Raw genomic sequence first — 22134 nt, 5'->3', positions numbered from 1 at the left:
CAACGCGGGCTTCCTGTCAACGTCGCAACGGCTTCAGGTTGCGGCGGCGTCCTTCAGCTTCTTCAGCGCGCGAATCTTCAGCTTCACCGTTGCCGGCTTTGCATCGAACCAGCGCTCTTGACCCGTGAACGGGTCCTTGCCGAAGCGCTTTTTCTTCGCCGGGACAGCCTGGACGCCGATTTTCACCAGGCCCGACAGCGTGAACTCACCTGCACCCTTCTTATGCACCGAGCCCAGAATCGTGTCTTCGAGCGCAGCCAGAACGGCTTTGGCCGCTTTCGGCTCGACACCGGCTTGCTCGGCAACGTACGTTGCCAACGAGGCCTTCGTGAACGTTTCCTTCAGCGGCTTCAGTACGCCATTGGCCGCAGCCTTCTTTGCCGGAGCAGAAGCCTTGGGCGCGGCCTTCTTTGCTGCCGGCTTTGCTGCCTTCGTTGCTGCCTTCGTTGCGGCCGGCTTTGCAACCTTCGGTGCTTTCGTTGCGGTCTTCGTTGCCATGAATAATCCTGTATCAGGTTGAGAACCGCTTAAGACGGTGCACGACGCTTTGCGTTACTGCACCGTCTTAAGCTGGCGCCTAGCGTATCAACGGTGTCCGCGATTCGCAACAGGAAAACGCCTTCTGGCAGGGCTTTTCGTCATCGCCAGCGCAAGAAGCCGAGGACGTGCGCCCGTTTTCGCAGCGGGCGGGCCTGGGAACCGCGTGTGAATAGGAAGAAACGCCCAGCCCCTCGCGTCGGCGCAAATCCCGCCGCCTGCGCGCGCGCGTCCCCGGCTGCGGTCCTGAGCTCGATGCGCTCGATCTCGAACGTCGCCGACGCCGATTCGAGACATTCCGGGGGTATTCCGGAGTCGCGCAGGGGCACCATGATTATTGCGCACATGTTCCGCGACGTTCGTGGCAGCAGCTGCCCATCGAATTGAACATGCCACCTCACGGGTCCGAAATCCCCTCGATGATGGGATCGCCACGAGCCGGGGTGCACCTTTGTGCCCATCAGAATGAACTTAAATTTGCAACTCGCCAGGAAGTCGCCCATCCGGCCGCCCGCGACTTCCGAAATCCGCATGCCTTGGAGCGAGAACACGTCGTCAGCTAACGGCAGCGCGCGACATATTTGCGCCCGGCCTCGGTCTCCAGGGGAAGTTGCCCAACCCCGGCCTTGACCTCGTCCCATAGCGAGATCGACAGATAGCGGGTCACACGCAAGGCGCCGAACGCTTCGCGCGCTACCGCAGGAGCCACATGCGATTGCCGCGCAGGTAGCCGGCGTTGACGAGCCAGGTGAACATCGCGGTGAGAATGATGAGAGCCTGACGCTGGCTGGCCGGCGAACCAGCGGCCGGCGAGGGCGGCCATCCGACCGGACCCGACCCGGAGCGGTCCATCGTTTTTCTCGGTAGCGGCCATTCGTTGTTGGGTTTGGGCGTTGGTATGATTCTGATCTGATTGAGAAGAAGCGAGAATGAACAGCGAATGAGACTCGACATCGAGGGCAAAGCGGCCATCAGCGCGCCCACCCACACACAGATCGCTCGTGCGCTCAAGTCACTGCGAAGCTACGGCAAGTCGTCTTATGCGTCATTGACTGACGATGCAGGAAACTACGTGCAGGTTGCTGGCGGAGGTGCGAGCTGTATGATCGAGCGCTTCGAATTCGGGAGACAACGATGGAGAGGGTTCCACGATAAGCCCTCGCCTGTACGCCCGGATGGCACGATCCTGGTCTTTCGAGCGGGCAACGTCCCAATGCGCTCCGATGAATGGTTCATGGCTGACCAGGTCGTCGAAGTATTTCTGGCCTTCCTCAGCGGTACACCGTATCCGCCATTTATTCATTGGCGCTTAGCGCCGGGCTTTTGACCCTGAGACGCAAGTCGGGAGACACCTTCGACGGAGTTTCGCATTTCGAATTGTTGACTATTCGAACCTCCGGTGTTGCTGAACGGACAGGCCGGCTCCTGTCCCACGGTTCGTGAAGTTGAATTACCTCGGATCGTGTTCCGGTAACCAGCCCTCCTCGATCCGCTTTTTCAGCATCGTGTCATTCCAAGAGCCTCGAATGGGGAGTTTGCGCTGCTCATCGGTGATCGACCCGACGCGCCATTCCGTCTCGCCATCCCACAACCACCAGTCCACTACTTTCCCCACGGCCGGATCTACGACCCCAGCCCGGAATACGGGGATATTCTTCGAATGATCTGGAATTGCAAATCGGCCGACCTTTCGAACGATGCCGCGAGAGAACGCTGCGCCTGCAGGAAAGAAGATCCGGAAATTCGTTTCTATCGCGACGAGCGATTCCAAATCTGCAGGTGCGTCGGCAAACACACCCGGCAATACGCGGATCAGCGAGCCCATCGGAGCGACTTTCTTCACATACTGGAAGTATGCCTCGCCGCCGGACGTCCGGATTCCAAAGACGTCTCCTGAACGTATCACCTTGCTCTCCTTGTCGAGTTCTTCGGCGAGGCATTGTCAACGATCCGTGGGATTGAGTCGAGTGTCTCCTGTTGGCCCAGACTGTGTCAAAACCCCTGGCTGCTGGAAATTGACGACACCCTCTCCCGGAGCATGTTTCGACGGTGAATTGCGAGAGCATGAAACGTCAAGCCACCTGAAACAGATACGTCGAACTACTGCGCGGTTCGCGCCCCCCGAGGTTCACGCCCGCATTGCCTTTACCACCATTTCTGCGCCGAGCAGCCTGATCACCCGCTTCATGTTGTACGCGAGCACGTGCAAGCTCATCTCCGTGCTCACCCGCTCGATAGTTTTTGTCAGGAAATGGGTTGCACCCATCCACGCCTTAATCGTGCCAAATGGATGCTCGACAGTCTGGCGTCGGATTCGCATCATCTCAGGGGCATGGTCAAGTCGCGCCTGCATCTCGTCCAAAGCAGCTTCGTGTTCCCAGCGTGCCACGCGACGTTGAGGGCCCGGAGTGCAGTTCCCTTTCAGCGAACATTGCTGGCAATTAGAACTCCAATACTTACTGAGTTTCAGGCCACGCTCAACGGTCGAGAATCGCCAGATGAGCCGCTCGCCTGCCGGGCACCGATATTCGTTCGTCTTTGCGTCGTAAATGAAGTCTTCCTTGCCGAAGCGGCCATGCGCCGTAGCGCTCGATGTCACCGTCTTTGGAACGAACACGGTTATCCCGGCCTCATGACATGCGAGTATCTCTTCGCTCTTGTAGTAGCCGCGATCCGCAACTGCGGTGAGCTTGTCGATGCCCATCTCTGTACGGGCGAGCTTCGCCATCGACGTCAACTGATCACGATCAATGCCGTTGTTGGTGACGACGTGCGCGACGATCAGATGGTGCTTCGTGTCAACCGCCGTCTGAACGTTGTAGCCCACGACTCCGGTTCCTCGGGTCTTCATCGAACGGGCATCCGGATCCGTGAGCGATATCTGTCCGTCCGGTGCTTCCTTCAGCTTGACCTCGATCTCCTTGAGGCTTTGCATCTGCTCCTTCAAGGCTCCAATCTTGTCTTGCAATCGCTCTGTTCTGGCCTTCGCGATGGCAGGCTCCTGACGATCCGCGGTGTCCATCGCCTCGAGATAGCGGGCGATACTTGACTCGATGTCGCGCATGCGTCGTTCGAGCTTGGCACTCGTGAAATTGCGGTCGCGATGGTTCACCGCCTTGAACTTGCTCCCGTCGATTGCCACGAACGCTTCGGCGAAGAGGTCCAGACGCTGGCATAGCACGACGAACTCGCGACAGACGCTGCGGATCGCTTTGCCGTTGTCCTTACGGAACCGCGCAATGGTCTTGAAGTCCGGTGCCAGGCGACTTGTGAGCCACATCAGTTCGACGTTGCGCTGAGCTTCGCGTTCAAGGCGACGACTGGATTGAATGCGGTTCAGGTAACCGTAGATGTAGATTTTGAGCATCACGCCTGGATGATACGAAGGCCGACCTGTTAGCGCTGGCTCAACGCCTTCAAACCCCAGTTTGTGAAGATCCAGCTCGTCCACAAAAACATCCACCACGCGCACCGGATTGGTGTCTGTCACGTAGTCATCAAGCGCTTCGGGAAGGAGAAAGCTTTGCGTGCGATCTTCGCCTTGAACGAACCGCTTCATCTCGCTTCTCCCCGTTCACGATGATTAATTTTAGCATTCCGAATTTATGTTTTGACACTGTCTGGGCCGACGAACGCCACGGCAGCCGCCTGACGGCGAGAATTCCAGCTTGCATGGCCGGTGAAAGACTATTACGCAGCCTTCAAATCGTAACTCGCATGCCTTACTGTCCAACCTTCCGATGCACCATGTACGCGAGATAAGCGACGATCAAATCGATCTCGCGATCGCTTAGTTGGTCCCGCGGGAAAGCGGGCATGGTCCGACCGGGCCAGTCTCGAACCGATGCCGGATTGCGAATGTAGCGGTGCAATGCGGCGGGCTGGAAGTACTCGACTGGGTTCATCGGCACATTGAGGTCGGGACCGGTGTCCGCGCTGCCCGCGTGGTTGAGCCGGTGACAGGCGAGACACTGGGTGATGAACAGGCTTTGGCCCGCGCGGACCGGATCGGTTGCGGGGAGCGCCGGATCGATGGCGAGCACCGGCCAACGTACAGATGGCGATGGTTGCGTAGTAAGTTGCGCGATCTGGTAAGGCCATTGCTCGCTGCGCACGGATGCCGCCTCCCTGCCGACCCAGACTAGGTAGAACGGTCCAGCGCTAACAGGCTTGCCCGGCAGGTTCGGCCATGGCTGCGCCGGGTCCTCGACCGCGAGCCATGCGACGGCCGTCGCGGGATCACGGTTGCGCACGAGGTCCATCGGCAGTTGCGCGGCGAAGCCGTCGGTCGCACGTGCCTCCAGTACGCTGTCCGCAGGAAACGCCGCACCGTCCAGCAGGTTGGCCAGCGGAACTGCGCGGTACGTCGTCGACGTACCGTAGGCGACATCTCGCGGAACGCGAATTTCGGTAGCATCCAGGCGCGCCAGCAACGCCCCTTGGCTAAACGACTGGGTTTTGCCGCCGATCGTAAGCTCGATCATGGGCTGCGCACAATGCCCGATCACGCTAAGCGTCATCAGCAAAACCGCAAACAACACGCGTTTCGACATTTTTCCTCCGTGCATTGCTATTGCCGGTGACGTCTGCGGCAACTCCGCCGAAGCCGCGAATTCATTCGGCACCGTTGATCGGATTATGTCAGTTGTGGCGAATCGCCAGTAGCGCGCGTGCCGTCTGTGCGAGCCGGGCGCATAGAGGCGTGAGATGCGAACAGGGGTCTATCTTGCTTTCCCGCCTTGCATGACATCACAGCAGCCGCTTCACGTTTGCGGCCCGCACCCGACCCGGAGCGGCCCCTCGCATTTCTCGAAACCGGTCATTGAGACTGCGCTTGGCCGCTAAACGACCGGGCTCCACTTCAGCTAGTCGCACCGCCATAGTCTTTCTGCCAGTTGACATACGCTGCAGTACCCATTTCGTCGACGTTCGGCATTTCACCGACGTGGACGTGCTGGAAAAAGCTCAGGCAATGGCCCCAAGGCGATTTTTCGGGATTGGACTCAATCCAGCACGAATATCCCAAGCGCTTCCAATCCATCGACTTGTCATCATTGCAGCGCCAAAGGAGCTCTTGCGCGATTGCCTCGCACCAAGTCAAAGCTTCTTCGGCCGACTCTGCTTTGATAAAGACTCCAGTTGTCGATTCATAGTCTTCGATCAGTCCGCGCTCGAATAGCTGTCGCGGTTCAGGCTCGTGGTACTGGAAAATGACGAGGTATTCATGTGCCATGTCGTAGGGCCGTGTTTAACACTTCACGTCGCGTCCATTGCTACCAATTGTCGGCGATCTCAGCGGCGACGTCGACCGGCTGTTCCTGGCCGGCTAGCGCCCGAGCGCTATGCAGGATGTTTGCGGGTGATCTGCTTGGTGCGATCATCTTCCTCTATGTCATCAAGGGGACCCTTGCTTTGCTGCCCAGACATACTGGTTCAGTCTTCGCGAATGACCGACAGCATGTTCTGGATCCGGCTGGCGCTCGATCTTGCTGGCAACAACCGCGTATCTTGAAAAATAGGTAGTACGAGCCAGCGATCAAAGTGGCACGAACGGATGTTCCAGCCAGGCAACGACGCCCGCTCGGGCGCCTCGTCGATGCCCTCGGATGACGCAGCAGCCGGAAATTGACTGGCATCGTGCTCACTCAGGTGTCGTCGCCAGCTTGCGAACGGGCAGGTGCCTCAGTGGCGCGCAAAATCTGCCGGTGTCAGCTCGAGGCGTGTCGCGGGACGGGCGAGCAGTTTCCGTTCGGCTATCGCGCGGATGCGGTCGTAGCCGTCGCGGAAGGTTTTCAGGATGATGGCGTCGCTGGCGCGTGGTTCAAGCCAGAAATAGGCTTCCAGTGCCGCCATCGTGATGACGCATCCGATCGTGCCGTTTCGGTGTATGAGACAAAACGCCACGCCATGGCGGTTCGAGAGCACCTGCGGTTCAGAATCGGCGGTTTCCATAGGCGACGAGAACAACGCTCGGGATCGGGTGACAATCATTGTTGCACATGCCATGCATTTCAGATATCGGCAGAGTGAGCGGGTTGCACGGCATGGCGCCTATGTTCTGCGGATGCCGGCATGCGAGGCGTTCCCGATGCGGGTGATGTCTGACTGCCGGTGTCTTTGAGACGCAAAAGCCGCCCCGAGCTACCGCGCCTGATTATTCACCTCGCCATCGCGCAGAAAGACCGACCTGATCGGGAAGGGCGCGTGCCGCTGATGGGCACGTAACGGCGTCCGTTCCGCGCTGGCCGCAGGAATAACCTCGATTTTCAATGAGAGGGCTGGCTCAGCGGAGTCAATGATAAATCCGGCCCGAAACCGCAACTTGCGATACAGAAACCAAAAAGACTTCTGGCTGTCAATCCATGAATCAACGGAAACGTTTGCCTTTGTTGCAATTAAACTCGTTCACGTTTCGCGCACAAATTGATGGGCGATGACGAATAGATGCAGTATTCTTTTAAAAAAATGCGCTGGATGTGTGGGTGTTTGCATCGTCCACCAGCTCTTACCCCAGCCTTAACCCGTTTATGTACTGAGCATCCATCACCGGATTTTCAGCTTCGATAAGCATGCCCGATGCATTGCGGCGAAATAGAGCCAGTGCAGGCTTTAATCACACTGTCTTGCCTTTAAAAAAACAACCAGGAGTGCCATTTCGTGCAATACCTGAAGAACCTGAGAGTGTTAACCCAGTTGATGCTGGGCTTTTCCGCGGTCATCATTCTGTTGATCAGTCTGGGTGTATTCAGCCTCTTCGAGATGAGTGCTGAAAACAGTCATGTCTCGCAGATGCGCGACAACTGGTTACCCTCCGTACGCAGCAGTCTGCAGATGCAGGCGGGGCTGCGCCAGATTCGTCTTGGCGAATACCGCCTTGCGACTTCCGAGACCCCTGTTCAAATCCAGGATGCCGACACACGAATCGAGGCCGGCATCGCAAGTTATGGTCGCGCAGTCGCGGAATACGAGAAACTCATCTCCGAGCCGCAGGAGAAGGTGGCGTTTGCGGATATCCAGACGCTGATGCCGCAATACCTCCAGATTGATCGGCAGATCCGCGCGCTGATGAAAGCGGGCAACGGGGCCGACGCCATGGCCCTCGTCAGGGATCAGGCGGCTACGCTTCGCGATGCCATTGACAAGGACATCACGACGATTGTCGACGTCAATGTGGCGGGATCCAGGCGCGAAGGTGAAGCCGCAGACCAGGCGTATTCGCACGCGATTGCACTCGTGGTTGGCCTGATCGTCGCTGCGTCGGCAAGTGCGCTGCTGTTGGCGCTGGTCATTGCGCGCGGCCTGGCCAGGCAGCTTGGTGGCGAGCCACGCGAGGCGGCCGCGCTCGCGAGCGACATCGCGCAAGGCAATCTGTGCACGGCCGTACGGTTGAAGGCGGGTGATCGCAGCAGCCTGATGTTCTCGCTGGGTCTCATGAAGGACCAGTTGACGACAATCGTTCGGGGCATCCAGGCCTCCAGTGAGTCAATTTCGGTCGCTGCTGACCAGATTGCGCAAGGCAACACCGATCTCTCACGGCGCACCGAGGAGCAGGCGGCATCCCTCGAGGAAACCGCCTCCAGCATGGAAGAGCTCACCAGCACGGTCCGTCATAACGCGGATAGCGCAAGGCAGGCAACCGCGATGGCCGGCACGGCATCGGAAATCGCTCAGCGCGGCGGCGAAGTGGTCGGACGGGTGGTCGAGACCATGCAGCGGATCTCCGGGAGCTCGGCGAAGATGGCCGAGATCATTAGCGTGATTGAGGGTATCGCGTTTCAGACCAATATCCTGGCGCTCAACGCTGCAGTCGAGGCGGCCCGCGCCGGTGAACAGGGACGGGGGTTTGCCGTCGTGGCTGGCGAGGTCCGCACGCTTGCGCAACGCAGCGCCACCGCGGCGAGAGAAATCAAGGACCTGATCAACGAGTCGGTAGATCGGGTGGACGCTGGCTCGAAGCTGGTGGAGACAGCGGGCAGCACGATCACCGAAATCGTCGAGTCGGTGAAGCGCGTGACTGGCATCGTGGGTGAAATCTCGTCGGCATCGGAAGAACAGAGCACCGGGATCGAACAGGTCAATACGGCGGTAAGCCAGATGGACCTCGTGACCCAGCAAAATGCGGCGCTGGTCGAGGAAGCCGCGGCCGCGACGCAGTCGATGGCCCAGCAGGCCCAGGAGCTGCGTCGAGCCGTGGCCGTCTTCAGGATCGCCGATGCAGCGCCATCCGCGTCGCGGGGGATTGCCCGCCGCAACGAGCTGCGTGGGCCGGAACCGACAGTTCGCACGGCTTCCCGTGCAACGTCGACGAGGCCATCGCCAGTCAGTATTGCCAGCAGGGAGGCCGCAGTCGCGATGGATACCGGTGCAGGGGACTGGCAGACATTCTGAGTGGAATCCCGTCGATTTCGCAGCTTCACCAGGGACATTCGCCGAAAGCGCCCACGTAGCGCGAGGGTTGACGTTCGTGTTCTGTATCGGCTCGCCGTTTTGTTTGCCTGGAAGACGAGGAGTCGGATGTTGGGCAAGTCAGGTCAAGTCGCGATTTTTTGTTCCGGGGTATCAATGATGCCAACGGTGACGGAGCGGTAGTCTTGCCGGTGTCTCTCGGGCTTGGGTTGGCGAGGGTCGGTGCACTATGGCGCCTGTCGCTGGGGGCGAAGGGCGCGCCTGCCAATGTGCAATCCTGTCGCCTCGTTGTTATCCGGGTTGACGACGAGGCTGCCGGGGCTTTCGGCTTTTGCCTGAAGCTATGCGTCGAAGGCTGCCCGGGCGCCGTGGCCGTTCTCCTCGTTAACCACGAGAACGCTGGCACGTTACCATCCGGTCGGAGCTGCCGCTCCCGCCGGCGAACTCATCGACAGTGGTGTGATGCGGGACTCAACGACGAGCCATCCCGGTTCGGATCAGCGTCCTGCAAAACTCACTATCATGACCGTATGATTTCCAGACGGGGGAGATGGTTCGTGGCAACGTACAGGGAACTCAAAGCGCAACTTGCCGAACTCGAAAGCCAGGCGGCCGCCATCCGGCAGCAGGAGTACGACGCCGTTCTCGCCGATATCCGCGCAAAGGTGGTCGAGTTTGGATATACGGAGCGGGACATCTTTGGGATTCGTCGCGGCAGACCGAGGCTTTCACACGCTGTGTCACCCGCGAAGTATCGCGATCCGGCAAGCGGTGCCACCTGGTCTGGCAGAGGGCGCGCGCCAAACTGGATCAGGGACGTCAGGAACCGCGACCGGTTCCTGATTCGTGACGGGATGACGGACTGAACCCCGGGTTACTCACGGCAGGCGCAGTTCACCTGTGCCTGCGGTGAACCTATTCGAATGTAATGAACTGCGCCGACGACCACACCTTGCTGTCGTCACGCTGCCGCCCGAAGAAGTACACCGGTCGAAAACCAGACGGCGCATTTTTAGCGGCAACCTCGACACTGCCCGCGAGATCGACCGGCAACGGCTTGTCGGTCAGTCGCTCGACTGCAACGAACAATTCCGTGCCGCCGAGCGCATGTATCGCTCTGCCCCGCGCAAGCAGTTCCGCGCCGCTGATTTCAAAGCGAAATGCCGGCGCATGCGCGAACGGATTGCCTGCGAGCGGATCGCCTACCTTCACGAAGCCGTCGATCGTCCCTTCGATCACAATGGTCGCCGCAGCCAGATTGCTCACGTCGATTTCGATGCTGTCCGCGTCGCCGTATGTGTCGCTGCTGAATTGGATGTCCGTTGCGCCGGTGCGCCACGCGGATTCCTCAACGTGTTCGAAGCCGTGCGAACCAAAGTTGTGGATTGTGCCGTTGAGAATTCGGATGCGACCGCGCCACGCCGCCCAGCGATACCGGTCGCGAATGCGCGCGCCGCCCCAGCGCACGCGGATCAAACGCTCTGCATAGCCAAGTTCCTCATGCAGGTTGCGCTCCCATATCAGGCCGCTGTGATCGTAGGCGGCGACGTATTCCCAGCCGGCGCGTCCGAGCAGGCGGTATTCGAGCGTAGCCGGGCCGTGCTGCGTAAACGCCTCGCCTTGCCAATGATCGCCGCTGCGCACGAGCAGCGCGCTGTGTTCGCCTGTCGTCGCCCAGGTGCGGCGTGCACGTAGCGCCTCGCCGACCGTTCGCCGGTCGAGCGTATCGGCGAGCACGCCCGTGAGTCCGCCATGTACGCCGAATACCTGCACGCCCGGCGCACCGCCGCCGGGACGTCCGCGATGTTCGTCGCCGCTCGCAGCCACGCCGAGCTGGTAGCCCCGTGAGATGACGTCCTGATAGAGCCAGCCGAAGTGACCCCACGTGGAGGCGATTTCGACGAGCCGTTCGAGCTTCGGATGGTGCCAGTCCGGAATGTAGCGACGCCCACCAACGTGCGGCATGACGAGGTGATGTCCGGCGTCGTCGGCGTAGGCGTCCCATAGTTCCTCGACGGGCCAGCGGCCGAGCTCTACCCCATTGCCTTTCATGTCCTCGTTCCACACGAGCGTGCGGTTGTGCTCACCGCGCGCGTTGTACGGAAAGCCGGGACGTTCGTCGCCGAGAAATACGACGTTGTGATCGCCGCCCGCTGTCGAGCTGCCGCACCACTCCTGCACGGGATAGACGACGAAGCGGCCGGGTTCGTTGAACCGTTCGACGGCGTCGACGCCCAGTTGCCAGTTCGCATCCGTGATCTGGAAGTCGTTGGCCGTATAGCCGAGGATATCGATGCCACCGATATCGCGCGCGTACTGCGCGTTGTATGCGGGACTGTTGGTGCCGACAGTGTCGTGTGCGTGCACGTGAAGATCGGCATAGAGTGCGCGCGGAGCGGGCAGCGCGGCATCGACCGTGAGCCATGCAACGGCTGCGCGGATCTGCGGCCGCGCGGGCACATTCGCCACGATGGACAGAGTGCCGCGGTCCGTCGGCAGATCGTCGAGCGCGAGCGTCGCGAATCCGGACGCCGGGAAGGCGTGCTCGCGCTGATAGACGGTTGCCCCTTCTGCGTCGCGGGCGACCACGTTGGCGATAAAATTCGCGGTTACGGGTCGCGCATTCGCGTTCGCGCCCAGCTCGCGGCAGGCGTTGCCCCAGCGATCCTGCAACACAAGGCGAAACGCAGCGGCTTCCCCGGGCCGCACGAAGCGCGGCCCGTTGAGCAGCACATCCGAAGGATCGCCCGGATGGATGTCGATGGCAATGTCGCCTGGCACCGCGACGAAGCGTGACGTGCCCAGCGGATCGACGTAGAGGCGGAAACGAAAATTGTCTTCGGCAAAGGTCTGGATGCGCGTGCCGGGGCCACGGCGGCGATCGCCAAGGCGGATCACGATGCGGTCGCCCGCGTTCAGATACCCGTCGACGACATCGACGATCACGGCCTTCTGGTACGGCCGTTCATGGCCTTTCTGGTCGAACCGCACATTGAGCGCCTGCACCGTGGCGGGACTCTGGCCTGGCACGAGTGGCGCGGCGTGATATTCGGCGCTGATGTAGTTCGCAGCGGTGGGATCGCTTGTCTGGAAGAGCGCCCAGTCCGAGTAAAACCTGAACGTGGCCTTCAGCCACCCGCCATCGGCAATGCCCGACGAGCCGACTTCGTAGTCGAGCACGACTTCAGCCCAGCTGCCCGCTTCGAGCCGGGAGACATTGCAACGCACGCTGCCGGCGAAGGGGCGCTGTTTCAGTTGCTCATAGAGGCCGGCCGGGGCGACATGATCGCCAAGGCGTTCGCGCAGGGCACGCGCGCGGGCGTGCAGACCGGTTTCGTTTGATTCGCTCATCTGGGGGTGGGTATCGATAAGGCGGGCAAAGGATCGCGCGCACGCGCTCAGGCGAGTGCGCGCGAGCATTAATGGGCAAACGGCCAGGCCGCAGACGCGTTCCACACGGGCACGCCCATGAACGCATACCACGGTGCGATCACGCATAGGCCGTACAGGATCGCGATCAGCACCGAGACCACGCCGACGCGGGCGTAATCGGCGGTGGTGAACGCGCCGCTGCTGTACGCAATCACGCCTGCCGTGATCTGCGTGGGCAGCAGGTAGGCGAAGCTGTCGGTGTCGCTGACCAGCATCGTGAAGGCAACGGGATGCAGGCCAAGGCGCGGAGCGAGCGCGAGTGCGATCGGCGCGATCATGGTGACAGCGGCAACATTGGACAGCATGCCGATGCGGATGATGTGCGTGCCGACCATGACGATGCCGATGGCGAGCCACCAGCCATGTCCGTGTGCGACGAGGTAGATGTGATCGGCGGCCCATTGCGCGAGCCCCGACGAACTGATCGCCGCGGACAGCGAGAGCGCGCCTGCGAGCAGAAACAGTGTGCCCCAGATCGTGCGCTGCTCGACATCCGACCAGCCGAAGCGCAGCACGCCCGGCGCGAACAGGATGGCAAGCGCGATCAGCGCAACGATTTCCGAGGACAGATGATGCAGCGGCTCCGTCGCCCACAGGACCGCCACGCCCGCGAACAGGACCAGCACCAGCCAGTCATTGTGCGAGGCAGGCGGGAGGGCGCGACGCATCGTCGTGATCGCAGCGCGTCCGCCAGGAATCTGCACGGCGCGCGAACGGAAGTAGTACTGGACCCAGCACTGCGTGATGGCGAACATGCCCAGATACGGCCACTGGAGCTTGAACCACGTGAACCAGGAAATGTGGATGCCGAGCTGCTTTTCGAGCAGGCCTGACACCACCATGTTCGGCAGATGCGCTGTGAGAATGCACATGCCACTGATCATCGCCCCGTAGACGAGCGACTGGATCACGATGGCCTTTTTCGCGGCGCGCTCGCGCGGCGATTCGCCGAACAGCTGGACGATGCCGTTGGTGACGGGCAGCAGCGCGGCCGAGCGCGCATTCGCGGCGGGCACGACCATCGACATGACAAGGTTGACGGTGAACATCGCCCAGATCACACCATTGGCGGTGCGCACCTTCAGGCGCTCGAGCAGCGCCAGCGCAATACGACGGTCGAGGCCGCTTGCCTGCATGATCGCCGAAAACAGGAACGCCGCGAGGCAGAGAAACACCACGGGTGCAGCGAAACCGCTTGCGGCCTTTGGCAAACCCGGACTTGCGTGTGACAGCACAAGCAGCATCGGTATCAGTATGCCGCTCACGGCGACGGGAATCGCCTCGGTCACCCAGACGATCGCGACCCACGCGACCACGGCGAGCGTCGCCTGGCCGGGCGCGCCGAGACCGGCGGGCGTCGGCGTGAGCCACGCGATCACAAGGAAGATGAACCACGCGGCCACGAAGCCGAGGCGGGCACGAAGTAGTGCGGAGCCGCTGCGCGGGCCAGCATGGCCGTGAGCACTTGCGGCTACGCTTTCGCTCGCGTGGTGAGCCTCTGCGACATATGGTGGGCGCTCGAGCTGCGGCATATCGAGAATCTTGTCTGTCACGGTCATGCTTCCCTGCGTTCGTTTTTCGAGCCGATGCCGCGACCATCCGCGGTGCACGATGGCATAATACGTATTAATACAAGTTGGGACCATCCAATTGCTTTTCATATCGATATCGCGAATCGCGCACAAGGCGCGACGGGATCGCAGCGAGGGAGATCGATGACGCTGGTGCGAGAAGACGTGACGTCGCTCTATGAACAGATCGCGACAACACTTGAACAGGAAATCGGGCAGGGCATCTACGAGCCGTCGGGCAAGCTGCCCTCGGAAGCCGAACTGAGCGAGCGCTTTGACGTGAGCCGCGTGACTGTCCGGCTGGCGCTAGGTCGCCTGGTGGAGGCGCACGTCGTGGAGCGCAAGCAGGGCAAGGGCACGTTCGTGAAGCACAGGCGCCTGCAGCATCGGCTCGACGTGTTGCGCGGCTTTTACGACTCGCTGGCGGCGCAGGGTGTGCGGGCCAGCATGGAACTGCTGCGTATGGAAGCGTGCGCGGTGCCGCCTGGCCTGCGCGACACCTTCGCGGCCGATGTCACGCACTGCGTGTATCTCGAACGCCTGCACCGCGTCGATGGCGTGCCTGTCGCGCTCGCGCAGACCTGCCTGCTGCCCGAGGCAAGCGTCATCTCGCGCGAGGAAGCGCAAATCCTCCCATCGTACGAGATGCTCGAACGGTTGCCGGGCTGGCACATCGTCGACGCAGACATGACCGTGACTGCGGTTGCGGCCGCAAGCGATATCGCCGCGTATCTGGAAGTTTCGCCGCGCGCGCCGCTGCTCGTGCTGCGCAGGACTTCGCGACTCGCTGACGGGCGCGCGTGCGAGGCGACGGTGTTCCATATTCGCCCCGAGCGTTTCGATCTGGTTGTACGCAGCGGGCTTGAGGCGCGGGTGGTCGGGTAGGCGCGTCAGGGATCTGATCGATGTCCAGGCGGCCGATGTTGACCCCCAGCGGCCGCTCAGTCGGCGGAACGTATTTTTCCTAGTCCGTATTCGGGCCGAGCTTGCGCTAATGGCGACTGTGAAAACAGGTCAAAGGCTTGAGGGAGCAGTTCCGTGGCGATGCGCAAGGCTGCTACTGTCAGCCCCGGGGGCGATCAATAGCGCGAACAGCAATGCCACAGGCGATCAGCCTGTGCTGATCTCATCCGCTATATCGACGGTCGCAGTAGACGCGCCCCAGCAACGCTTTGGTCAACGATCAGGAAATGGGATGACAGTGATCGCGTCCGAGTTCAGGGCGAAAGGAAGGGGATCAGACGCACGCTTTGGCGCGCCAGGCCGATTGGCGTTCAAGGACGGATTCGGCAGTCTCGCCGACCAGTTGCTGATAGGTTGCCAGCGCAGTGGCGCCTTCAGTACGCCTGGATTGGTGGTGGTCATGTCGAAGGTCCTCTATCTGGCCGTCATTGCCGCCGGCGTTGTTGTGTTGGGCGAGATCCAGCGGGGCAGGGTGGCATGTGTACAGGCAAACTTGAGCGTCGTCGCAAGATGCGATCCGCACCTTACTGCCGCTTCAACCTGCGTGCAACGTGGGCCCCACCGCTCGCTGCCGTCAAGACGTGTTGTCCGCCCGACCGCCTGGCCGGCGGGTCGGCGCGACGGCGCTCGCCTGCCCGGGCCGCCGAAGTCTGGCGGTGCACGATGGTCAGGGCGGCCGGCTATCTGTCGCTGACGCTGCTTCGCCCACGATTGCCGGGACGGCATGATTCGCTGATGGGCGAACGCTGGATCGGCTGCCGGCCCGGCTTCTTCCTGCCGGTGCGCGTGCTCTCGCGCCTGTTCCGGCGCCGTTGGTGACCAAAGAACGATTGGACGAGAGCGTATCCTGGGCTGAACGAAGGCGTGTGGCCATATGTGTGCAGTAGTAGCCCGTCCTCGGCGTCCGCTAGCGGACACCTATGCCAAGGGCTGCGCGAGTCACGACAATGGTGAAAGCAGTGAGATGTGCGAGTCGGAACAGGCGCTTACTTACCCAATCGCGCTTTAACGACGCACCTGCGAAGGCTGCTGGGTTTATCCCTTAAGTTTGACCTACTTTTGTCGATAACTGATTGGGGTCACTGCGGGGAAATATACCATGGGCATGAACCGACAAGCCCGGTGAGTTACAGAATGAAATTGCCACCCGGAAGATGAGTTGAAGGGGTTGGTGGGGATCAAAGGCAAGCAATTGCGAGGGCGACCATGTGGTCTCGTGCGCATTCATGTGCCGGGCAATCGCGACTCGGTCGCTCGGGTCGACCTCAGGGAACAGGTGTAATTCGTGATAAACGGTGGGGGCGCAAATGTACGGTGCCATCCGGCCGGATATCCGGTGTCCGGGTATCCGCGTGCCATGCGCGCGAGACCTTTACCCATCCATCCTATCGCGATTCACGGATTCCCTATGCTCATCAAGAATGTTGCAGTCAGTCTCCCCTCGAGGGTCGTTACGAACGAAGAAGTTGTCGATATGATCCGGACGCACTCCACGGCTTTCGATGGCGACATCGACAGGACACTGCGAACCATCAAGACCCTGCTTGACCGGAGCGGTCTGGTCCATCGACGTTGGTGTGATAGCCATGAGTCGCCCATCGATCATGTTGCGATGGCGACGCGCAAGGTGTTGGCGGAAACGTACCTGAGGCCGGAGCACATCGAACTGTTCATTTTCGTCGGCATCGGGAGGGGGTTCCTTGAGCCGGGCAACAGCCACATGATGGCGAGTACGCTCGGATTTGGTAATGCCGAGTGCTTCGATGTTGTCGACGCCTGTATGAGCTGGACGCGCGCAATGTCGATTGTCGACAGTCTTTTCAAATCCGGCCAATATAAGAACGCCATGATCGTGAATGCTGAGTTCAACATGCTCGCGGGTGGTCCGCTCTATCCTTCGAATTTCGCGCTCAAGCATCACGCACAGGTCGAATACACCTTGCCGTCGTTCACGATAGGGGAAGCGGCGACGGCCACGCTGGTGGTTGCGAAGGAGCCGGATAACTTCAGTTTCGCGTTTCGCGGCAAGCCGGAGGTATCGGACCTGTGTACGATCCCGATTCCTGGCTACGAGGGGTATTGCCATCCCACCGATCGTATCGGCAAGAACGGCGAAATGCGGTTTACCTCGTTCGGCCACGAACTGCACAAGAACTCGGATGAGCTATCGGAAGTTTTCTCCAGACTGGCTGTTCCCAAAAAAGACATCGATATTGTCTTCACCCACGCCTCCTCGAAAGCTGCGTGGCATGGCTACGGCGTGAAGGCAGGCATTGACGATAAGATGTATCACATCTATCCAGATACCGGAAATCTCGTTTCCGCTTCGATTCCGGCCGCGATCTCGCTGGCCAGGGAGACCGGGAAACTGAAACGGGGAGACAGGGCGTTGTGCTGGGTCGGCAGCGCTGGCATGTCGTTCAATGTGAGCAGTTTCCGGTTCTGAGGCCGCGCATCGAATTATTGAGAACGATATGAAAGGCATAGCAGCAGGCGTTCGCCATCTGAAGCAGCGGATTCGCGACGCATATGGCATGTCGGACCTTAGCGTGCTGGCAGTTGGCGTTATCGGCGCAATCGGACATCCGTTGTACTGGTTGTGGTGGACGTACATCGACCCCCAACCGAATGAAAGCACGCCGATGCGGGTTATCGGCGCGCTCGCCTGTCTGCTGTTGCTTCTGCGACGCTTCTGGCCCGCAGCGGTAGCGCCTTTCCTGCCCTGGTATTACTTCCTGACGGTAGCTTATACGCTACCGTTCTTTTTCACCTACTACCTGATAACCGGCCACTATTCGATGATCTGGTCGATGGCGGAAGTCGGGATGCTGTTCTTCCTGATACCAATATTTCCATCGTTCGTCGTGCTGGCTCTGAATCTGGCCATCGGGGTTGGTTTCGCCATCCTCTGCGCGTGGACTCTCAATCCGGAGTCCCTTCATGTCGACGGCCATTTGTTGCTTTACACGTACCTGCCGGTTTTTGCGTTCGGCATCATCGCGGGCCTCACATTCAGCTACAGCAACATGCGGGGGATCACCGCTCAGGCGAAAAACGGCGCTCTTCGGGCGCTAGCTGGCACGATCGCCCATGAAATGAGGAATCCGCTCAGCCAGCTCAGGTACGTGCTCGATCGTGTCGAGGAGGCGCTGCCCGCGATGGCCGAGTCGAGGCCCTCGTCGGCGTTGCCGGTCGACGTGGTGGCTTCGCTCTCGCAGCATGTCGCGCATGGACAGCTGGTGATCGACCGCGGGCTGAGAATCATTGCGATGACGCTGGATGAGGTCAGCGCCAAGCCCATGCAATCAGACAATCTCAACTATGCGAGTGCGGCGGAGGTGACACGCAAGGCGCTCGACGAGTACGGCTTTAGCAGCAGGCAAGAGCGCAGCCGCGTGAAACTGATGGTCCTCGAAGACTTTACCTTCAAGGTCGACGAGACCGTCTATCTGTTTACCTTATTCAACTTGATCAAGAATGCGCTGCATCATATGGCGGCGCATCCCACGGCAACACTTACGCTGACCGTCGACCGCAACAGGGTTATCGTTCACGACACGGGACCGGGCGTCGCAGCCGAATTGATGTCCCATCTGTTCGAGCCTTTCCGCACACAGGGAAATTCTGCAGGTACGGGTTTGGGGCTCGCCTACTGCCAGCGTGCGATGCGCTCGTTCGGCGGCACGATCGAGTGCCGTTCGGAACCCGGCAAATTTACCCAGTTTACGCTCGAGTTTCCTGCCATCCCTGAGAGTGAAATCGCGGCTTACCGGCAGAAGCTTCTCGCGCGCGCCAGGGAGTTCTTTAGCGGCAAGGCGATACTGCTAGTGGATGACGACGCGGTAATACGCGAGAAAGTCTGCCATGCGTTTTCTGGTGTGGGCGCCCGGGTCGTCGAAGCGGAGAGCGGTGAACGCGCGCTGACGCTCCTTCGAGAAAGTTCCGCCTATGATCTCGTGCTGATGGACATCAATATGCCCGGTCTCGACGGCTACACGACCACGGAGAAGATCCGTTCCGACGCCGACCTGGCTCCCGGCAGCCTTCTTGTCGTTGGTTACACGGCCGAAGCTCACAACCTGGCTCGTGTGCTCGCGAAGGGTGCCGGCATGGACGCAACGATCAGCAAGTCCATACGCATGGTGGAACTGGTGAGTACATTGCAGAAACTCATGGAAAGCGGCGATCGCCATTTGCGCCACCCGCGCTTTGATGGATTCGCGGGCAAGACGATTCTCGTTGCGGATGACGACACCTACAGCAGGATGGTCGCGAAGAGCTATCTGGAGCGGTGTGGCGCCAGCGTCGTGGAGGCGGAAAACGGGCAAGGCGTGCTGGCGCGCCTGCAGGGCGGAGGGAGCGTCGACGCCATCGTGATGGACATGAACATGCCCGGCATGGGTGGCGTGGAGACGGCAGCGTGGATTCGCGCCCGTGTGGACGAGTATGGCGAAATGCCTATCGTGGCCTTGACCGGCCAGTCCGATATGGTGGCAGTCAGGGCCTGTCTCGCAGCGGGCATGAACGAGGTCATGACGAAACCCGTGCAGGTCGGCGTGCTCTATGCGTGTCTCGCACGACAGTTTGCTCATTCGCGTTTGGCGAGCGCCCTTGAGAAACGGGAGCGGCCGGCAGTGGCAGTCACGCGGGCTGCCGATTGGGTTGGAAATGGGGTTGCAGATCGGGCAGCGATCGCGGAGGACGACCTGCTTGATGAGGCACATCTTGACGAACTGGCGTCGCTCGATATGCTGGATCAAACCTTCCTCAAGGGCATTGCGCAAATCCGGTCGCTACTGGCGCAGCTTGCAAGCGGTGTGGAGACCGGTGACATAGGGGCAGTGAGCGCGGTGCTGCACCTTCTTTCAGGTATCAGCGGAAATATCGGCGCGAAAGCACTGCACCTGTATGTGAAGCAGATCTATCCGCGGGTCCTCGATGGCCAATGGCCCATCGAGACCGAATGGTTCGGCCGGACTACTGCACTGGGAAACCGCTCCGCCGACGCATTGCATCAATATTTTGTGGCTGCGATAAGCCCAGTCGATCAGCCGGGCGTATCGAGCAAGGACTGAGGTTCGAGCGGCTTTTCAACGTCAGTTGCCTTCGCATTCTCCTTGCGGAGCCAAAGCGCATGATGACGGTCGTGGTTGCGCCGGCAATCGAAGGCCCCTTCCGTCACTGCGCAACTAACAGTCCCCGCCACTGGCAGCCCCGTAACTGCCGGTTCCGGCGCCGTACTTCAGCGCAGGCCGAATGGTGCGCACGGTCGTTTGGCTCCGGTTGGCCGGGGCGGCTGGTGCACCGATGGTCAGCGTACCTGGATTATTCCGTCCTTGGTTGACGGACGACGCAAGGCCGCTTTTATGTCTCGGCCTGCTACGGCAGGCTTTTGACGTTCGGGGGTACTCTCAAGATTCGGTGGAAGAACCGGTCGCCGCAGCCTGACCGCCCATGACGCGATGCGGGACCTGCATGCGCTCGCTCTATCTCGCCTGGCATGAGCGAGACATTTTACAGACACTGTCTGGAAAATCGGCGGCACCTGAAAACGTCCACACACCGTCTGGATAATCCCTGCCGGCAGACCGGACCTTCGCCCCGGACGCAACGACGCCCGACTTCCTTTCACGTCAGCGTTGCGGCATGGCTGACCTCCCAGGAAAATAGTCCGCGCGACCATCCACGCTGCAAACATTCCTCCGGTAGTGTCAAGATTCGCGTGGCGAACCGCTTGACGTCTCGTGGAGGGCCGGTTTTGGAGTGGACCGGTCATTCTGTACCGTTGCTCGACGACAAGTCATCGGCCACTGCTAGCGCTCAGGCGTCGCCATTCTTGAGGCAGCTTGAGGTTGCACTCCCGTCATTCGAACGTTCACGACCGCGAATGTCGGGTCTAGCTGTCAGCGGATGCGTACTTGCGACCCCGATCCGGTCTTTCGATCGCTGTACAGACCGGGGACATAGCTGACAGGTGTACGGGGACATGGTTGACACTTTTGGGCATCCCAACGCCCGAATCCATCCATGCCCTGGAACGTAAAAGACACCATGAGCCTCAGACAGGAATTCGTCAGCCTGGCAGCCGCGCAGAGCCTGCCGTTCAGTGAGTTGTGCCGACGCTTCAACATCAGCCGCCAGACCGGCTACAAGTGGCTGGAGCGCCACCGCGACGAAGGCTCGGCGGGTCTGGCCGACCGCTCGCGTCGGCCGCATCACAGCCCCACGCGCTCGCCGGATCCACTCGTCGAACGCGTACTGGCGCTGCGTCGGGAGTACGACTGGGGCGGGCGCAAGATCAGGCAGCGCCTGATCGACCTGGGCCACAAGCAGGTTCCGGCGCCGGCCACCATCACCGAAATCCTGCGCCGCCACGGGATGATCCACGAGCGTGAATCTGCGCAGCGCCAGCACTGGCAGCGCTTCGAACATGAGCACCCGAACTCGCTGTGGCAGATGGATTTCAAGGGCGATTTCCAGACCCTGGAGAGCGGGCGCTGCTCGCCGCTGACGGTCATCGATGATCATTCGCGCTTCAATATCGTCCTCAAGGCATGCTCACGCACCACGACCGAAATCGTGCAGGCCGAACTGCAGCAGGCGTTTCGCTGCTACGGGCTGCCTGCGCGCATCAACACGGATAACGGCGCACCGTGGGGCTCGCCCAGCGCGCCCGGACAGCTGACGGAGTTGGCCGTCTGGCTGATCAGGCTGGGCGTGCATGTGAGCTACAGCCGGCCTCACCATCCGCAGACCAATGGCAAGGATGAACGCTTTCACCGCTCGCTGAAGGCCGAGGTGCTGCAGCGGCACGCGTTCACCACGCATGAGCATGTCCAGCGGGAGCTGAACCGGTGGCGTCACGTCTACAACAGCGAGCGCCCACATGAGGCACTCGGCATGGCCACCCCGTTGACACGCTACCGGCCCAGCCCGCGCGCGATGCCGGAGCATCTGGCCGAGCCTGAATATGGCCCGGGCGATGAAGTGTTGCTCGTCAATTCAAGTGGCCTGGTGCGCTTGCGGGGGCAGAAACTGAAGCTCTCGATCGCCCTCAAGGGGCTGCGCGTGGCCGCCCGTCCAAAGGAGGATGAAGACGGTGTAATCGAGCTCTGGTTTGCTCATCACCGTGTCGCGACACTTGACCTGAAAGCGGCACTGCCATGAGTATCATGGTGTCAACGATGTCCTCATACATGTGTCAATCATGTCCCCGGTCTGTACA

At 60.7% G+C, this 22134-nt stretch carries 18 protein-coding genes; 8 read left to right on the top strand and 10 right to left on the bottom strand.

Going from position 1 to position 22134, the window contains the following annotated elements; all coding sequences use genetic code 11:
* Positions 1 to 33: 33 nt before the first annotated feature.
* Both BMI01S_RS31925 and BMI01S_RS41305 read right to left on the bottom strand, forming a co-directional pair.
* A complete protein-coding gene (locus tag BMI01S_RS31925) occupies positions 34 to 498 on the bottom strand; it encodes an HU family DNA-binding protein (protein ID WP_028215464.1) in 465 nt (154 codons plus the stop codon).
* Between the two features lie 732 nt (positions 499 to 1230).
* A complete protein-coding gene (locus BMI01S_RS41305) occupies positions 1231 to 1389 on the bottom strand; it encodes a hypothetical protein (RefSeq protein WP_154671422.1) in 159 nt (52 codons plus the stop codon).
* An 88-nt stretch (positions 1390 to 1477) separates the two neighbouring features.
* On the opposite strand from BMI01S_RS41305, the gene BMI01S_RS31915 reads away from it, so the two are divergent.
* Positions 1478 to 1864, top strand: a complete 387-nt coding sequence (locus tag BMI01S_RS31915) for a hypothetical protein (RefSeq protein ID WP_028232514.1) — start codon at positions 1478 to 1480, stop codon at positions 1862 to 1864.
* A gap of 123 nt (positions 1865 to 1987) precedes the next feature.
* Here BMI01S_RS31915 and BMI01S_RS31910 read toward each other — a convergent pair whose 3' ends face one another.
* The 5 genes from BMI01S_RS31910 to BMI01S_RS31890 all read right to left on the bottom strand — a co-directional run bounded on the left by BMI01S_RS31910 (position 1988) and on the right by BMI01S_RS31890 (position 6489).
* Complete coding sequence (locus BMI01S_RS31910; protein ID WP_028232513.1) at positions 1988 to 2443, bottom strand: hypothetical protein; 456 nt, start codon at positions 2441 to 2443, stop codon at positions 1988 to 1990.
* 222 nt (positions 2444 to 2665) lie between these two features.
* Positions 2666 to 4096: an IS1182 family transposase gene (locus tag BMI01S_RS31905; protein WP_028232512.1), complete on the bottom strand. Its 1431-nt coding sequence runs from the start codon at positions 4094 to 4096 to the stop codon at positions 2666 to 2668.
* Between the two features lie 163 nt (positions 4097 to 4259).
* Positions 4260 to 5090, bottom strand: a complete 831-nt coding sequence (locus BMI01S_RS31900; protein WP_028232511.1) for a c-type cytochrome — start codon at positions 5088 to 5090, stop codon at positions 4260 to 4262.
* Between the two features lie 308 nt (positions 5091 to 5398).
* Entirely contained in the window at positions 5399 to 5770 is a 372-nt protein-coding gene (locus BMI01S_RS31895; protein ID WP_028232510.1) for a hypothetical protein, read from the bottom strand.
* Between the two features lie 449 nt (positions 5771 to 6219).
* Positions 6220 to 6489: a DUF1488 family protein gene (locus BMI01S_RS31890; protein ID WP_028232509.1), complete on the bottom strand. Its 270-nt coding sequence runs from the start codon at positions 6487 to 6489 to the stop codon at positions 6220 to 6222.
* 705 nt (positions 6490 to 7194) lie between these two features.
* Between BMI01S_RS31890 and BMI01S_RS43795 the strand changes: the two genes are divergently transcribed.
* Both BMI01S_RS43795 and BMI01S_RS31880 read left to right on the top strand, forming a co-directional pair.
* A complete protein-coding gene (locus BMI01S_RS43795) occupies positions 7195 to 8925 on the top strand; it encodes a methyl-accepting chemotaxis protein (RefSeq protein ID WP_028232508.1) in 1731 nt (576 codons plus the stop codon).
* A 575-nt stretch (positions 8926 to 9500) separates the two neighbouring features.
* Positions 9501 to 9809: an H-NS histone family protein gene (locus BMI01S_RS31880; protein WP_028232507.1), complete on the top strand. Its 309-nt coding sequence runs from the start codon at positions 9501 to 9503 to the stop codon at positions 9807 to 9809.
* Positions 9810 to 9858: 49 nt separating this feature from the next.
* Here the strand turns inward: BMI01S_RS31880 and BMI01S_RS31875 are convergent, their stop codons facing one another.
* Together BMI01S_RS31875 and BMI01S_RS31870 are read right to left on the bottom strand one after the other, a co-directional pair.
* Positions 9859 to 12294 (bottom strand): hypothetical protein, encoded by a 2436-nt coding sequence (locus BMI01S_RS31875; protein WP_028232506.1) that lies wholly within the window; start codon positions 12292 to 12294, stop codon positions 9859 to 9861.
* Between the two features lie 68 nt (positions 12295 to 12362).
* Positions 12363 to 13934: an SLC13 family permease gene (locus tag BMI01S_RS31870; RefSeq protein ID WP_028232505.1), complete on the bottom strand. Its 1572-nt coding sequence runs from the start codon at positions 13932 to 13934 to the stop codon at positions 12363 to 12365.
* Positions 13935 to 14090: 156 nt separating this feature from the next.
* On the opposite strand from BMI01S_RS31870, the gene BMI01S_RS31865 reads away from it, so the two are divergent.
* Positions 14091 to 14831: a GntR family transcriptional regulator gene (locus tag BMI01S_RS31865; RefSeq protein ID WP_028232504.1), complete on the top strand. Its 741-nt coding sequence runs from the start codon at positions 14091 to 14093 to the stop codon at positions 14829 to 14831.
* A gap of 291 nt (positions 14832 to 15122) precedes the next feature.
* Here BMI01S_RS31865 and BMI01S_RS41300 read toward each other — a convergent pair whose 3' ends face one another.
* A complete protein-coding gene (locus BMI01S_RS41300; protein WP_154671421.1) occupies positions 15123 to 15311 on the bottom strand; it encodes a hypothetical protein in 189 nt (62 codons plus the stop codon).
* 261 nt (positions 15312 to 15572) lie between these two features.
* On the opposite strand from BMI01S_RS41300, the gene BMI01S_RS41295 reads away from it, so the two are divergent.
* The 4 genes from BMI01S_RS41295 to BMI01S_RS31850 all read left to right on the top strand — a co-directional run bounded on the left by BMI01S_RS41295 (position 15573) and on the right by BMI01S_RS31850 (position 22076).
* Positions 15573 to 15728 (top strand): hypothetical protein, encoded by a 156-nt coding sequence (locus tag BMI01S_RS41295; protein ID WP_154671420.1) that lies wholly within the window; start codon positions 15573 to 15575, stop codon positions 15726 to 15728.
* Between the two features lie 589 nt (positions 15729 to 16317).
* Positions 16318 to 17355, top strand: coding sequence for a 3-oxoacyl-[acyl-carrier-protein] synthase III C-terminal domain-containing protein (locus BMI01S_RS31860; RefSeq protein WP_028232503.1), 1038 nt, complete (start codon positions 16318 to 16320; stop codon positions 17353 to 17355).
* Positions 17356 to 17383: 28 nt separating this feature from the next.
* The gene (locus BMI01S_RS31855) at positions 17384 to 19984 is read left to right on the top strand and encodes an ATP-binding response regulator (protein ID WP_028232502.1); all 2601 of its coding nucleotides are present in this window, start codon (positions 17384 to 17386) and stop codon (positions 19982 to 19984) included.
* Between the two features lie 952 nt (positions 19985 to 20936).
* The gene (locus BMI01S_RS31850) at positions 20937 to 22076 is read left to right on the top strand and encodes an IS481 family transposase (RefSeq protein WP_042291925.1); all 1140 of its coding nucleotides are present in this window, start codon (positions 20937 to 20939) and stop codon (positions 22074 to 22076) included.
* Positions 22077 to 22134: the final 58 nt, after the last annotated feature.

Source organism: Paraburkholderia mimosarum LMG 23256 = NBRC 106338 (genome assembly GCF_000739815.1).
GTDB classification, from domain to species: Bacteria; Pseudomonadota; Gammaproteobacteria; order Burkholderiales; family Burkholderiaceae; genus Paraburkholderia; species Paraburkholderia mimosarum.
The sequence above is the reverse complement of the archived record's forward strand: the minus strand, read 5'-3'. Positions and strand labels throughout refer to the sequence as shown.

Bases quoted from the DNA above. Each gene is read 5' to 3' on its own strand.
- BMI01S_RS41295 (WP_154671420.1), top strand. From the start codon at position 15,573: ATGGTCAGGGCGGCCGGCTATCTGTCGCTGACGCTGCTTCGCCCACGA.
- BMI01S_RS31850 (WP_042291925.1), top strand. From the start codon at position 20,937: ATGCCCTGGAACGTAAAAGACACCATGAGCCTCAGACAGGAATTCGTC.
- BMI01S_RS31925 (WP_028215464.1), bottom strand. From the start codon at position 498: ATGGCAACGAAGACCGCAACGAAAGCACCGAAGGTTGCAAAGCCGGCC.
- BMI01S_RS31860 (WP_028232503.1), top strand. From the start codon at position 16,318: ATGCTCATCAAGAATGTTGCAGTCAGTCTCCCCTCGAGGGTCGTTACG.
- BMI01S_RS31900 (WP_028232511.1), bottom strand. From the start codon at position 5,090: ATGTCGAAACGCGTGTTGTTTGCGGTTTTGCTGATGACGCTTAGCGTG.
- BMI01S_RS31875 (WP_028232506.1), bottom strand. From the start codon at position 12,294: ATGAGCGAATCAAACGAAACCGGTCTGCACGCCCGCGCGCGTGCCCTG.
- BMI01S_RS31905 (WP_028232512.1), bottom strand. From the start codon at position 4,096: ATGAAGCGGTTCGTTCAAGGCGAAGATCGCACGCAAAGCTTTCTCCTT.
- BMI01S_RS31895 (WP_028232510.1), bottom strand. From the start codon at position 5,770: ATGGCACATGAATACCTCGTCATTTTCCAGTACCACGAGCCTGAACCG.
- BMI01S_RS31855 (WP_028232502.1), top strand. From the start codon at position 17,384: ATGAAAGGCATAGCAGCAGGCGTTCGCCATCTGAAGCAGCGGATTCGC.
- BMI01S_RS41300 (WP_154671421.1), bottom strand. From the start codon at position 15,311: ATGACCACCACCAATCCAGGCGTACTGAAGGCGCCACTGCGCTGGCAA.
- BMI01S_RS31870 (WP_028232505.1), bottom strand. From the start codon at position 13,934: ATGACCGTGACAGACAAGATTCTCGATATGCCGCAGCTCGAGCGCCCA.
- BMI01S_RS41305 (WP_154671422.1), bottom strand. From the start codon at position 1,389: ATGGACCGCTCCGGGTCGGGTCCGGTCGGATGGCCGCCCTCGCCGGCC.
- BMI01S_RS31890 (WP_028232509.1), bottom strand. From the start codon at position 6,489: ATGGAAACCGCCGATTCTGAACCGCAGGTGCTCTCGAACCGCCATGGC.
- BMI01S_RS31915 (WP_028232514.1), top strand. From the start codon at position 1,478: ATGAGACTCGACATCGAGGGCAAAGCGGCCATCAGCGCGCCCACCCAC.
- BMI01S_RS31865 (WP_028232504.1), top strand. From the start codon at position 14,091: ATGACGCTGGTGCGAGAAGACGTGACGTCGCTCTATGAACAGATCGCG.